The sequence below is a fragment of the Nocardioides acrostichi genome (assembly GCF_015319165.1).
Taxonomy (GTDB): Bacteria; Actinomycetota; Actinomycetes; order Propionibacteriales; family Nocardioidaceae; genus Nocardioides; species Nocardioides acrostichi.
The window spans coordinates 17324-29730 of record NZ_JADIVZ010000014.1 but is presented as its reverse complement, the minus strand read 5'-3'; the positions used below and the strand labels follow the sequence as shown (position 1 = coordinate 29730).

The following is a 12407-nucleotide window of genomic DNA, read 5'->3' as shown; positions in this document are numbered from 1 at the left end:
CGAGCCCTCACCAGATGCGCACGCGCTCCCCGGGCTCCAGCCACAGCCCGTCGCCGGGAGCGGTGCCGAACACCTCGTGGAACTCGTCGAGGTTGCGCACGATGTTGGCCCGGAACTCCGGCGGGGAGTGCGGGTCGATCGTGAGGTACTGCTCCTCCTGCTGGGAGCGCCGCTTGGTGCGCCACACGTAGCCCCAGTTGAGGAACAGCCGACGCCGGTCCTCGACCTCGGCTGCGCCGCCGCAGGCGATGACGTAGGCCTTGTGACCGATGGTGAGCCCGCCGAGGTCGCCGATGTTCTCGCCGACGGTGAGCTGGCCGTTGACGTGCTGACCGGGCAGGTTGCGCGGCTCGAAGCCGTCGTACTGGGCGACGAGCGCCTTCGACTTCTCCTCGAAGGCGGCCTTGTCGGCCGGCGTCCACCAGTCGTTGAGGTTGCCCTGGCCGTCGAACTGTGCGCCCTGGTCGTCGAAGCCGTGACCGACCTCGTGCCCGATGACGGCGCCGATGCCGCCGTAGTTCTCGGCCGGGTGGGCGTCGGGTGAGAAGAACGGCTTTTGCAGGATGCCGGCCGGGAAGCAGATCTCGTTGGTGCCGGGGTTGTAGTAGGCGTTGACCGTCTGCGGCAGCATGAACCACTCGTCACGGTCGACCGGCGAGCCGATCTTGGCGAGCTGTCGGTCGGTCTCGAAAGCGGCGGCGCCCGCGACGTTGCCCATGAGGTCGTCGGCTCGCACCTCGAGGGCGGAGTAGTCACGGAAGCGGTCGGGGTAGCCGATCTTCGGCCGGAAGGTCGCGAGCTTCTCGTAGGCCCGCTGCTTGGTCTCCTCCGTCATCCAGTCGAGGGTCTCGATGGACTGGCGGTAGGCCTCGAGCAGGTTCGCGACCAGGTCGACCATCATCTCCTTGCTGGACGGCGGGAAGTGGCGCGCGACGTACTCCTTGCCCACCGCCTCGCCCAGGGCGCCCTCGACGAGCGACACGCCGCGCTTCCACCGGGCCCGCAGCTCCGGGGTGCCCGAGAGGGTGCGCCCGTAGAAGTCGAAGTTGGTCTCGACGAACCGCTCGGGCAGGTAGGGCGCCGCCGAGCGCAGCACCCGGGTGAGCACCCACACCCGCCACTGCTCGATCGGCACCTCGGTGAGCACCTGCGAGAGGTGGGCCAGGTAGGAGGGCTGGCGCACGTTGACCTCGCCGAGCAGCTCGCTCTCGGTGCGCTTGCTGCCGCTGAGGTTCGTGACGTAGGCGGCCCAGTCGAACGCCGGGCACAGCTCGGTGAGCTCGGCGAGGGTGTGCAGGTTGTAGGTCCTCTGCACGTCGCGCGTCTCCGCGCGCTCCCAGTGGCCGGCCGCCATCGCGGTGTCGACCGCGAGCACCGTCGCGGCCGCCCCGGCGGCGTCGTCGTGCCCGGCCAGCTCCAGCATGCGGGTCAGGTAGCCGACGTACTGCTCGCGCGTCTCGGCGTGCTTCTCCTCGCGGTAGTAGGACTCGTCGGGCAGCCCGAGCCCACCCTGCACCAGGTTGACGAGGTAGCGGTCGGAGTTCTTGTCGTCGGTGTCGATGTAGGAGCCGAACAGCCCGTAGCCACCCACCCGCTCGAACTCGCCCAGGAACGCCGCCAGGTCGCGCACGTCGCGCAACTTCTCCGCGGCGGCGATGAGCGGCTGGGCCGGCCGCAGCCCCGCGGCCTCGATCGACTCGGCGTCCATGAACGAGGCGAAGAGGTCGCCGATCTTGCGGGCGTTGGCCGGGCCGTCGGGGTCGTCGGTCTCGGCCGCGTCAGCACCCTGGGAGGCCAACTCCTCGATGATGACGCGCACCTGCTCCTCGGCCGCGTCGGCCAGGCTCACGAACGGACCCCAGCTGGAGCGGTCGGCCGGGATCTCGGTCTCGGCCAGCCATCGGCCGTTCACGTGGCCGAAGAGGTCGTCCTGGGGCCGGACGTCGAGGTCCATGCCGGGGCGTGCGTCGTCGAGGATGCTCACGACGGCCGACCCTAGCCCGAAACGCCGAATCAGCCGGCGGCGTGGTCGAGCGCCGACCGGATCGACATGACCACCTGCGCCTCGTCGACGCCGTCGCGGGCGGCCAGCTCGGCCACGAGCCGCCGCACCACGAGCATCACCCCGCCCATCAACGGGCTGATGTCGAGCTCGAGCTCTCCGGCGGTCTCCCCGTCGTCGTCGACCTCGGCGCTCTCGGAGACCGAGAGGCTGATCGCGTCGATCTCGAGCAGGTGGCTGAACGCCAGGTCGACGGGGTCGTGGTCGCCTGCGGGAGTGACGGTGGAGGCTGTGACGGCGTCGAGCACCACGTGCCCGGCTCGCCGGACCTTCTCCTCCTCCGGCAGGGGCTGCGCGCTCACACCGGCGACTCTACGAGATCGGCTCGGGCTCTCGGATGTGCACGACCGCCTTGCCCAGCGTCTTGCGGGCGTCCATGTCGAGCAGCGCCTGCCCGAACTGCTCGATCGGGTAGGTCGCCCCGATCGGCGGCTTGATCACCCCCGACTCCAGCATGGGCGCGAGCGCGGCCCATTGCTGCTGCTGGTAGCCGGCGTGGGTCATGGCGTAGGCGCCCCACCCGACGCCGCGCACGTCGATGTTGTTGAGCAGCAGCCGGTTGACCTTGACCTCGGGGATGCCCTGGCCGGCGGCGAAGCCGACCACGAGCAGCCGGCCCTGCGGCGCCAGCGAGCGCAGGGAGTCGGTGAACACCTCACCGCCCACCACGTCCATCACGACGTCGACGCCGCGGCCGCCGGTGATCTCGGCGACGGCGTCCTTGAACCCCTCGACACCGACGGCGTGCTCGGCGCCCGCGGCGAGGGCGACCCGGCGCTTCTCCTCGGTGGAGCAGACCGCGATCGAGCTCGCGCCGTATCCCTTCGCGACCTGGATGGTGGCAGTGCCGACCCCACCCGCGGCACCGTGGACGAGCACCGTTTCGCCCGCCTTCAGCTGCGCGCGCTCGGCGAGGGCGAACTGGGCGGTCAGGTAGTTCATCGGCAGCGCGGCCCCCTCGTCGAAGCTCAAGGAGTCGGGCAGCACCGCCACGCCATCGGGGTCGAAGAGGGCGAGCTCGCACGCACCGCCGTACGCACCGGCGGCCATCACCCGGGTGCCGGGCGCGAGGTCGGGCCGGTCGTCGGGAGCCGAGACGACGACGCCCGCGACGTCGACGCCCAGGGTGAACGGCGGCTCGGGCCTGAGCTGGTACTGACCGCGGCTGAGCAGCAGGTCGGGAAACGAGGTGCCCACGCTGTGCACCTCGATCAGCACCTGCCCCGGCTGGGCCTGGGGGTCGGGCACGTCGGTGACGACGAGGTTCTCGGGTCCGGTGGTCTCCACGACCTGCACAGCACGCATGCGCCCGACCCTAGTGCGGCGGTAGCCGCCGGGCGTGGTGTGGCGTGTCCTGTGGCCGCCGGGCGGCCGGCCATCCGATCGCCCGCGCGCACCGAAGGACAGCACATGAGGTCGGGTAGATGAGGTCGGGTAGATGAGGTGGTCTGACCGCATCTCCGCGACGCTGATGCATCACACGGCGCGGTTCACCGTGCGCTACGGCGCGGACCTCCGCTTCGCCGGTCGCGACCTGCCGCGTCCGCCGCGGCGCAGCGTGCCGACCAGGCACGGCGACGTCCGCGTCTTCGAGTACGGCGACCCGAGCGCCCCGGCGCACGTGCACCTGCACGGCGGCGCGTGGCTGATGCGCTACCCCCACATGGACGACTGGTGGTGCCGCTTCCTGGCCGCCACCGCGGGCGTGCGCGTGCTCAACGTCGACTTCCACGCGGCGCCGTACGCCGTGTTCCCGCGGGCCCAGGAGGAGGCCCTCGACGTCACGACCCGGGCGATGGATTCTGGCCCGGTGTCGGTCGGGGGATTCTCCTCGGGCGGCGGCATGGCGGCCGCGGTGTGCCTGATGCTGCGCGACGGCGGACATCCGGCGCCGGTGCTCCAGGTGCTCGGCATCCCGGCCCTCGACCTCTCGGACACCTGGGCCTCGGAGGTTCCTCGCGGACGCGGCATGATCTCGCCCGGTCTGCGCGAGCTGGTGCGCCGCGCCTACTTCCCCGACCCCGCCACACGCAGCTCTCCCTACGCCTCGCCGCTGCTGGCGGAGTCGTTGGCCGACCTGCCGCGTGCCCTGGTGATGACCGCCGAGCTCGACACGCTCCGCCCGGACGGCGACCGGTACGCCGCGCGGCTGCGTGAGGCCGGCATCGCCGTGTGGCACGACGTGACGCCCAACGTCGACCATTACTTCCTCACCAAGGATCCCGGGCGCGCTCGCATCACCATGGCCCACGTGGCGAGCGAGCTCGCGCTGGCCCACGGGCTCGCCCACCCGGCGGGGTAGTCCGGTTCCGTGTTCGGGTTTCCCGGGCCACACACCCGAATACGGAACCGGACTACTCTCGAACCCGTGGGCACGATCGTCTACGACGCCGACTGCGGTTTCTGCACGGTGTGTGCGCAGTGGCTGGCGCGGCACGGCGCGTGCACGGTGCAGCCGTGGCAGGCCCTCGACCTGGCCGCCGCCGGCCTGACCGAGGCCGAGGCGAGCGAGGCGGTGCGCTGGCTCGACGACGCCGGTCGCGCGACGGCGTCGGGGGCCGAGGCGATCTCGTTGGCTCTCCGCACGTGCGGCATCGCCTACCGGCTGCCGGGGTGGCTGATCTGGCTGGCTCCCGTGCGTCCGTTGGCTCGTGTGGTCTATCGCGTCGTCGCGCGCCACCGGCACCGGCTACCCGGGGGCACCGCCGCCTGTCGGCTCGACGCACCGCGCTGAGCCGCCGTCCGGCGCGGGGCGGCGCTACTTCGGGCTGACGATCCGGGCCATCTCGAAGTGCATCGGGTCGGTGTAGGACCAGTCGCCACCCCAGGCGAAACCCCACTTCTTGAAGATCGACACCACGGCTCGGTTGATCTCGCCGACCGTGCCGCGCTGGTTGCCCGGGGTGTTGATGTCGAAGGCGAGGCCGAAGGAGTGGTTCGAGAGCTTGGTGGTGCCGGCGATGAAGCGCGGGTAGTAGCACCCGGCGTACTCGCCCGGGTGGATCGCCGCGGCCAGGCCGGTCTTCTGGATCTCCTCCAGAGCCGCCCGCAGCTGCGGGAAGATCGCCTTGTTGCAGGTCATGTTGCCGATGATCGGCATGTTCTCGGTCGTGATGTGCGCCGCGACCCAGGCCGGGTCCGGCGCCACCCGGCCGCCGCCGATCGGTGTGTAGCGGAAGACACCGATGGCCTGGGAGACCGATCCGACGATGACGGCGGTCTGGTAGGCGCCGATGGGCAGGTCGGGCCCGAGGATCTGCACGGCGGTCTTCTTGCCGACGATCTTCTGGAGCGGCTTGAGCAGCGACTGCGGCGAGGTCTGACCGGTGGAGATGAGCAGCGCGTTGCCGGGCTCCATGTCGAGATCCTTGGCCCACGCGTAGTTCACCACGGCGTCGACACTGTTGATCTGCGGCGCGTAGGCGCCCACGTGCACGTCGACGGCATCGGTGCTGTTGCCGAGCTGGAGGTAGCCGGACTTGTCCGTCGGCAGCTTCTTCTTCAGCCCGGGCAGGATCGCCATCTCGCCACCGGCGACGCGCTTCCACACGTCGGTGGTCTGCGCGCTCTGCACGGGTGTGAACCGGCGGTAGGTCTTCGGGTTCACCGCGACGATGTCGAGGGCTTGGTCCTCGATGTTCACCTGCGCCTTGGAGATCTGCTCGGCGACCTCGACACCCTGGAGCGCACGCACCTGCTCGACGACGTCCTCGGAGAGCGGCATCGGGCTGTAGACGAGCAGGTCGGCACCCAGCAGTCGCTGTTTGAGTGCACCGGGCGCCGGCACCGCGTGGGCGGGGTCGACGGCGTCGGCGAGGTCGGCGCTGGCCGTCGCCGCGGGCTTGCTCGTCGGACCGGCGGCACCCGTGGACGCCGCACTCGACGGCGACGGATCCGCGGCGGGGGCGTCGTCGGAACCGGCCTTCTTGCTGCCGCACCCCACCAGCAGGGCAGCGCACAGCGCCGTCACGGCCGCTGCTCCCACCAGCCGGACGGTCCACCGCGCGCGCGGTCGGCCCATGTGCGTCCCTCCGGGAGGAATGGTAGGACGTGACGCCAACCACACACAGCCGTTCGGGCGAACCCGTGCTGGCGGCTGACCGTAGGCTGAGACGGTGCTGAGAGGAACCGCCGGTGATCGTCTTCTCGCCCACGTGCAGCGGCTGGGTGAGGAGCACCCCCCGATCTCTGTGGAGACCGTCGACTTCAGCGTCGTCGACGCGGCCGGGCTCGAGCGCCGGTTCGGACACGTGCTCGACTACATGGCGCGCGTCGAGCTCGAGGTCGACCGCAACGTGCTCGAGCTGACCACGATGCTCCCCGACCCGCCCGAGGTCGACGTGATCTTCTACCGCGACGTGTGGCAGCCGCAGGAGACCCAGCACGGCCTCATCCTCGACACCCTCCAGCAGCGCTTGGGCCGCCCGCCCGCCACCACCGACCTCGACCGGGTCGGCCCGAAGCTGAGGGTGCTCGGCGCGCTGAGTCACCTGCCCGCCTTCCAGGACGTCTGTCGGATGCTGTACTACCTGACCGGGATGTCGACCGAGCGTTCGGCGGTGTTGGCCTACAACCTGCTGCACGACGGGCTGGCCGACACCGGCGAGCAGGCGATCGCCTCGACCGTGGTGGCCCCCATCCGGCGCCAGGAACCGGGCCACTACGCCTTCTACCAGCTCTCCGCCCGTCAACTGTGGAGCGAGCTGGCCGGCTGGCAACGGTTCCTCGTGCGGGTCATGCGCCGGCTCTCCTATGCACCCGTCGGGGTCAACAACGACGAGCAGCGCGCCGACTTCGGCGACGTCATGGCCACCTTGGGCATCGACGAGGAGTCCGACTTCGCGGCCCAGGTGACCCGGGTCGAGATGCAGCTGCTGTGGGCCCGCGATCGCGGCCTGCGGGTGCCGCCGTACGTGGCCCGCGCCTTTCACGACGCACTCGAGGCCTCGCGCGCCCGAGCCGCCTGAAGCGGGGGCGATGCCCGGCGTGCGTCCGGTGATCTCGCCCCACGGTCGCCCGACGCGCCGCCTGCGACTATCCCTCGCCCAGCACCCGCCCGGCGATCCAGGCGATGGACTCGCCGGTGACAGCGGGGTCGGCGGAGGGCTGCATGACGTGACTCAGCACGACGCGCACGACGGCGTCGATGGCGGCATCGATGCGCTCGTCGGGCAGTCGGATCGGGTAGGCGCGGATGCGGTCGCCCAGCACCTGCTGCGCGACCGCCAGCAGCGACTCCGAGTGCACCGTGAGCAGCGGCAGCAGCTCGGTGTCGGCGCCGTGGGTGGCCGACACGACCGCTCGCAGCAGGGTGTTGCCCTGGGCCAGGCGCAGCACCCGGGTCGCAGCGTCGCGGATGGCGACCACCAGGTCGTCGGGGTGCTCGTCGAAGGCAGCCATGACCACGCCGAGGAAGCGGTCGAGCTCGGTGAGGATCATCGCCTCGGCCAGCCCGGGCTTGCCGCCCACCTCGTTGTAGACCGTCTGCCGCGAGACACCGACCCGGTCGGCCAGGCGCGCCATCGTGACCTTGGCCCAGCCGACCTCGCCGGTCAGCTCGACGGCCGCCTGCACCACCCGCTGCCGTGTGGTGGGGAGGAGGCCCGAGCTCATCGCCCCAGCGTAGAGGGCGGGTCCGAGCCGGATCACTCCACGAGCTTGAGCGCCAGCACGGGGCAGGCCTGGACGGCCGCGAATACGGCGCCGCGGTCGGCGTCTCGAGGCGAGTCGTCGAGCACCTCGACGAGGTCGTCGTCGCTCACCTCGAAGTAGTCCGGCGCCATGGCCTCACACATCCCGAGGCCCTCGCAGGTGTCGTGGTCGGCGACGATGCGCGCCATCAGGCCGCCTCGTCGGGAGTCAGCGCGACGAAGTCGACCTTCTCGCGCACGCCGCAGTCGGGGCAGCACCAGTCGTCGGGGATCTGCGACCAGGCCGTGCCCGCCGCGAAGCCCTCGAGCTCGTTGCCGGCGGCCACCTCGTAGGTGTAGCCGCAACCGGGGCACCGAGCGGCGGCGATGTCGTCGGTCGGGCCGGTTCCGGTGCCGGCGTCGTCGGCAGGTCCGGGCGGGGGTGCAAACGGCGGCGGGTAGGCCGCGAGGATCCGCTCGCGCTTGCGCGGATGCAGGTTGGCGCGAGTGAGGTCGCCGTCCACGTGGGCGAGCACGCGGGGGTCCATCACGCGGCGCCAGAGCGGCGGGAAGAGCGCGAGCACGATCATGCCGGCGTAGCCGGTGGGCAGCACCGGGCTCTCCTCGAAGTCGCGCAGGGTCTGGTAGCGACGAGTCGGGTTGGCGTGGTGGTCGCTGTGCCGCTGGAGGTGGTAGAGCAGCACGTTCGTGGCGATGTTGTTGGAGTTCCAGGAGTGCGAGGGGTCGACCCGCTCGTAGCGCATCCGGTCTCCGCGGCCCACCTTCTGCCGCAGCATCCCGTAGTGCTCCATGTAGTTGACGACCTCGAGCAGCGAGAAGCCGACGATCGCCTGCACCACGAGGAACGGCAGGATCCCGATGCCCAGCCAGGCCACGAGGGCGCCCCAGAGCACGACCGTCATCAGCCAGGCGTTGAGCACGTCGTTGCCGAGATGGAAGGGGTGGGTCCGCTTGCGGGAGTAGCGCTTCTTCTCCAGGCTCCACGCACTCTTCAGCGAGCCGGCGACCGTGCGCGGCCAGAACTCGTAGAAGGTCTCGCCGAACCGGCTGGAGGCAGGATCCTCGGGCGTCGCGACGCGCACGTGGTGGCCGCGGTTGTGCTCGATGTAGAAGTGGCCGTAGCACACCGGTGCGAGGGCGATCTTGGCCAGCCAGCGCTCGTTGGCCTCGCGCTTGTGGCCGAGTTCGTGGGCGGTGTTGATGCCGATGCCGCCGATGCAGCCGACGGAGACAGCGAGACCGATCCTGCCGAGCAGCGAGAGTTCGGGCACGCCGGGCACGCCACCGCCCGCGATGATCCAGAAGGCGCCGATGAAGCCGACGTACTGGATCGGCAGGAACAGATAGGTGATCCAGCGGTAGTACCTGTCGTTCTCGAGGGCCTCGATCACATCGTCGGGCGGGTTGGTGCGGTCGAGCCCGACGAACAGGTCGATGGCCGGCACGATGCCGAGGATCACGATCGGACCGAGCCAGAGCCACACGCTCCAGCCGGTGAGGCCGTAGAGGGCCACGGCCATGAACGCCAGCGAGGGCACGACCAGGCCGATCAGCCAGAGGTAGCGCTTCTTGTCCTGCCAGTGCTCGGTCGACCCGTGCGGCACGGTGCTGTGGGCGATCTGCTCGCTCATGTGCGACTCCTCTTCGACGGCGGCGTCGGTTGACAGAACCATAGTGAATGTCAAGTTGCTTGACAAGAGCGCCATCGTTGTCAACTTGTTCGTGCGGGGCGAGTGGACTGAGATGGACGCCGTGAGCCCGATCAGCCAGCACCCGTTCGGCATCGACTTCGGCGGCACCGGCATCAAGGGCGCGCCCGTCGACCTCGACGCAGGCGACTTCGCAGCCGAGCGCGTGCGCATCCCCACCCCCCACCCCGCGACACCCGAGGCGGTCGCCGAGGTGTTCGTCGATCTGCTCGGCCGGTTCCCGGCGTCCACGGGCCCGGTCGGGGTGACCGTGCCCGGCATCGTGCGCCACGGCGTCGTGCACTCGGCCGCCAACATCGACCAGGCGTGGATCGGCACCGACGCCGACGCCCTGTTCACGCGGGCCACCGGGCGCGACGTGCACGTCGTCAACGACGCGGACGCCGCCGGGCTGGCCGAGGTGCGCTACGGCGCGGCCCGCGGACGCAGCGGCCTGGTGCTGGTCACCACGCTCGGTACGGGCATCGGCTCGGCGCTGGTGCACGACGGCGTGCTCGTGCCCAATGCCGAGCTCGGTCACCTCGAGATCGACGGCCGCAACGCCGAGCAGTGGGCGGCCAACAGTGCCCGCGAGCGCGAGGATCTCTCCATGAAGCAGTGGGCCAAGCGGCTGCGCACCTACTACCGCACCCTCGAGCGCCTCTTCTCCCCCGACCTCTTCGTCATCGGCGGCGGCATCAGCAAGCGCGCCGACGAGTTCGTGCCGCTCCTCGACCTCGAGACCGAGGTTCTACCGGCCAGGTTGCTCAACAGGGCCGGCGTGGTCGGGGCGGCCCTGCAGGCCAGCCGGGCCTGACTCCTGCCTCGCCTGTCCTCCTCGGACGGCTGACGTGGCGGGGGTCGATGCGTCATCATCGTGGCGGGAGCCGTCCGGCGGGAGGCCGGTCAGGGGAGGAAGACGTCATGAGTCAGCGCGCCCAGACACGTGGCTCGATGCTGGAGGCCATGCACCGCAGGCCGACACGGGCCCGCACGGCCGCGGTCGTCGTCCCGATCGTGCTCGGACTCGCGATCGCCGCGGGCTACGGCAGCCGGCTGCTCTGGCACCAGGTGGCACCCGCGGCGTCGTCGGGCGAGGTCACCTGCTGGGACGGCAGCGGGGCCGACGCCGCGGTCGACTGCGCGCTGCCCTCCGGGGTCAAGGGTCTCGCCTGGGTGTTCCCGACGTTCAAGCCGGCCAAGCAGGACTGCACCGACGAGTTGGCCAGCCACCCCGCGTTCACCCGGGCGACCATGTGGAGCTGCCGACAGACCGTGCAGGGCCGCGCGGTGTCGATCACCTACAGCCAGGTGGCCAGCGTGTCGCAGACGCGCCGCACCCTGGACCGCCAGCTCGGTGCCGACCAGCGCAGCCGCTCCACACCGCGGGGCGCCGGCCCCCGGTTCCGCTGGCAGCCGGCGCGGATCGCCGACGGCCGGTGGCGCTCCGCCCTGCTCGTGGGCTCCCAGCCCTACCTCGTCGAGGTCACGGCGTCGACGGCCCAAGACGCCGCCGACGTACTGAAGCGTCGCGTGCGGGTACGCCCGGCGTCCGAGCTGCTGGTGCAGCCGAGCGAGTGACGACGGGCCTCACCCCTCGCGGATCGCGGCGGCGACGGCGCCCGGCACGTCGGGGTGGAACACCGAGGGGATGATGAAGCTCGGGTTGAGCTCGTGGTCGGCGACGACGTGGGCCAGCGCGTGCGCAGCGCGCAGCATCATCTCGACGGTGACGTCGCGGGCCCGCGCGTCGAGCAACCCACGGAAGACCCCGGGGAAGGCGAGCACGTTGTTGATCTGGTTGGGATAGTCCGAACGCCCGGAGGCGACGACCGCCGCGTGCTTGGCGGCCTCGCCGGGATCGACCTCGGGGTCGGGGTTGGCGAGGGCGAAGACCACCGCTCCCTCGGCCATGTCGGCGATCCACTCCGGGTCGAGGATGTTGGGTGCGGAGACGCCCACGAACACGTCGGCACCGGTCAGCGCCGCGTGCAGGTCACCGGTCACGTTGCGCGGGTTGGTCACCTCGGCGAGCCGGGCCTGGGCCGGCGGCAGCGAGGCGTCGTCGCGGCTCAGGGCGCCGTCCTTGTCGCAGACCACAACATCGGCGGCTCCGGCCGCCAGCAGCAGGGTGACGATCGCGGTGCCGGCGGCCCCCGCTCCGGCCACGACCACCCTGCTGGAGTCGAGCTCCTTGCCGACCACGCGTAGCGCGTTGGTGAGCGCGGCCAGCACGACGATCGCCGTGCCGTGCTGGTCGTCGTGGAAGACGGGGATGTCGAGGCTCGCGCGCAGCCGCTGCTCGATCTCGAAACAGCGCGGGGCGGCGATGTCCTCGAGGTTGATGCCGCCGAAGCCGGGGGCGATGAGCTCGACCGCGCGCACGATCTCGTCGGCGTCTTGGGTGTCGAGGCAGATCGGCCAGGCGTCGATGTCGGCGAACCGCTTGAACAGCGCCGCCTTGCCCTCCATCACCGGCAGGGCGGCGCCCGGGCCGATGTTGCCGAGACCGAGCACAGCCGAGCCGTCGGTCACCACCGCGACGGAGTTTCCCTTCACCGTCAGCCGGCGCACGTCCTCGGGGTGCTCGGCCAGCGCCTTGCTGACCCGGCCCACGCCTGGGGTGTAGGCCATGGAGAGATCGTCGCGGTTGCGCAGCGCGACCTTCGAGGAGACCTCGATCTTGCCGCCGATGTGTAGCAGGAACACCCGGTCACTCGTCTTGTGCACCGTGACGCCCGGCACCGCCCCGGCGGCCGTCTGGAGCTCCTCGGCGTGGTCGGCGTCGACCGCTGAGCAGGTGACGTCGACGACGAGGCGCTCGTGACTGGACTCCGCCACGTCGATGGCCGTCACGATGCCACCTGCCTCGGCGATCGCCGTCGCCACCGCCCCCACCACCCCGTGGTCGGGCGCCGTGTGCAGGCGCATGGTGATCGAGTAGGACGACGTGGTGGCGGCAGCGCGGGACATGCACCCACGCTCCACCCGGGGCCGGGTTACTGC

General features: G+C 71.0%; 13 protein-coding genes. 5 read left to right on the top strand and 8 right to left on the bottom strand.

What is annotated here, in order from left to right; all coding sequences use genetic code 11:
• Positions 1-7 precede the first annotated feature (7 nt).
• The 3 genes from ISG29_RS18555 to ISG29_RS18545 are packed head-to-tail and all read right to left on the bottom strand — an operon-like array spanning position 8 to position 3367.
• Complete coding sequence (locus tag ISG29_RS18555; protein ID WP_328829811.1) at positions 8-1984, bottom strand: M13 family metallopeptidase; 1977 nt, start codon at positions 1982-1984, stop codon at positions 8-10.
• Between the two features lie 29 nt (positions 1985-2013).
• Complete coding sequence (locus ISG29_RS18550; protein WP_194504949.1) at positions 2014-2364, bottom strand: hypothetical protein; 351 nt, start codon at positions 2362-2364, stop codon at positions 2014-2016.
• A 10-nt stretch (positions 2365-2374) separates the two neighbouring features.
• Positions 2375-3367, bottom strand: coding sequence for an NADPH:quinone oxidoreductase family protein (locus ISG29_RS18545; protein WP_194504948.1), 993 nt, complete (start codon positions 3365-3367; stop codon positions 2375-2377).
• A gap of 133 nt (positions 3368-3500) precedes the next feature.
• Here ISG29_RS18545 and ISG29_RS18540 point away from each other — a divergent pair, with 133 nt between their 5' ends.
• Together ISG29_RS18540 and ISG29_RS18535 are read left to right on the top strand one after the other, a co-directional pair.
• Positions 3501-4364 carry an alpha/beta hydrolase fold domain-containing protein gene (locus ISG29_RS18540; RefSeq protein ID WP_194504947.1) on the top strand — a complete coding sequence of 288 codons (864 nt, stop codon included), beginning with the start codon at positions 3501-3503 and terminating at the stop codon, positions 4362-4364.
• A 66-nt stretch (positions 4365-4430) separates the two neighbouring features.
• The gene (locus ISG29_RS18535) at positions 4431-4796 is read left to right on the top strand and encodes a thiol-disulfide oxidoreductase DCC family protein (RefSeq protein ID WP_194504946.1); all 366 of its coding nucleotides are present in this window, start codon (positions 4431-4433) and stop codon (positions 4794-4796) included.
• A 24-nt stretch (positions 4797-4820) separates the two neighbouring features.
• Here the strand turns inward: ISG29_RS18535 and ISG29_RS18530 are convergent, their stop codons facing one another.
• Positions 4821-6083, bottom strand: a complete 1263-nt coding sequence (locus tag ISG29_RS18530) for a M15 family metallopeptidase (RefSeq protein WP_194504945.1) — start codon at positions 6081-6083, stop codon at positions 4821-4823.
• Positions 6084-6177: 94 nt separating this feature from the next.
• Here ISG29_RS18530 and ISG29_RS18525 point away from each other — a divergent pair, with 94 nt between their 5' ends.
• Entirely contained in the window at positions 6178-7029 is an 852-nt protein-coding gene (locus tag ISG29_RS18525; protein WP_328829807.1) for a GTP-binding protein LepA, read from the top strand.
• Positions 7030-7096: 67 nt separating this feature from the next.
• Here ISG29_RS18525 and ISG29_RS18520 read toward each other — a convergent pair whose 3' ends face one another.
• Genes ISG29_RS18520 through ISG29_RS21150 form a run of 3 tightly spaced genes read right to left on the bottom strand, consistent with a single transcriptional unit; the run spans position 7097 to position 9344 of the window.
• Positions 7097-7675, bottom strand: a complete 579-nt coding sequence (locus ISG29_RS18520; RefSeq protein WP_194504944.1) for a TetR/AcrR family transcriptional regulator — start codon at positions 7673-7675, stop codon at positions 7097-7099.
• Between the two features lie 32 nt (positions 7676-7707).
• The gene (locus tag ISG29_RS18515) at positions 7708-7902 is read right to left on the bottom strand and encodes a ferredoxin (RefSeq protein WP_194504943.1); all 195 of its coding nucleotides are present in this window, start codon (positions 7900-7902) and stop codon (positions 7708-7710) included.
• Entirely contained in the window at positions 7902-9344 is a 1443-nt protein-coding gene (locus ISG29_RS21150; RefSeq protein ID WP_194504942.1) for a fatty acid desaturase, read from the bottom strand. Before ISG29_RS21150 ends, ISG29_RS18515 begins: the two co-directional genes overlap by 1 nt.
• Before the next feature lie 112 nt (positions 9345-9456).
• Here ISG29_RS21150 and ppgK point away from each other — a divergent pair, with 112 nt between their 5' ends.
• Together ppgK and ISG29_RS18500 are read left to right on the top strand one after the other, a co-directional pair.
• Positions 9457-10218 carry a polyphosphate--glucose phosphotransferase gene (gene ppgK / locus ISG29_RS18505; protein WP_194504941.1) on the top strand — a complete coding sequence of 254 codons (762 nt, stop codon included), beginning with the start codon at positions 9457-9459 and terminating at the stop codon, positions 10216-10218.
• Positions 10219-10325: 107 nt separating this feature from the next.
• Positions 10326-10982, top strand: a complete 657-nt coding sequence (locus ISG29_RS18500; protein WP_194504940.1) for a hypothetical protein — start codon at positions 10326-10328, stop codon at positions 10980-10982.
• Between the two features lie 9 nt (positions 10983-10991).
• On the opposite strand, the gene ISG29_RS18495 is transcribed toward ISG29_RS18500, so the two are convergent.
• Positions 10992-12374 (bottom strand): NAD-dependent malic enzyme, encoded by a 1383-nt coding sequence (locus tag ISG29_RS18495; protein ID WP_194504939.1) that lies wholly within the window; start codon positions 12372-12374, stop codon positions 10992-10994.
• Positions 12375-12407: the final 33 nt, after the last annotated feature.

Coding starts and splice junctions, on each gene's coding strand:
- ISG29_RS18545 (WP_194504948.1), bottom strand. CDS start 3,367: ATGCGTGCTGTGCAGGTCGTGGAGACCACCGGACCCGAGAACCTCGTC.
- ISG29_RS18540 (WP_194504947.1), top strand. CDS start 3,501: ATGAGGTGGTCTGACCGCATCTCCGCGACGCTGATGCATCACACGGCG.
- ISG29_RS18530 (WP_194504945.1), bottom strand. CDS start 6,083: ATGGGCCGACCGCGCGCGCGGTGGACCGTCCGGCTGGTGGGAGCAGCG.
- ISG29_RS18520 (WP_194504944.1), bottom strand. CDS start 7,675: ATGAGCTCGGGCCTCCTCCCCACCACACGGCAGCGGGTGGTGCAGGCG.
- ISG29_RS18515 (WP_194504943.1), bottom strand. CDS start 7,902: ATGGCGCGCATCGTCGCCGACCACGACACCTGCGAGGGCCTCGGGATG.
- ISG29_RS21150 (WP_194504942.1), bottom strand. CDS start 9,344: ATGAGCGAGCAGATCGCCCACAGCACCGTGCCGCACGGGTCGACCGAG.
- ppgK (WP_194504941.1), top strand. CDS start 9,457: ATGGACGCCGTGAGCCCGATCAGCCAGCACCCGTTCGGCATCGACTTC.
- ISG29_RS18500 (WP_194504940.1), top strand. CDS start 10,326: ATGAGTCAGCGCGCCCAGACACGTGGCTCGATGCTGGAGGCCATGCAC.
- ISG29_RS18495 (WP_194504939.1), bottom strand. CDS start 12,374: ATGTCCCGCGCTGCCGCCACCACGTCGTCCTACTCGATCACCATGCGC.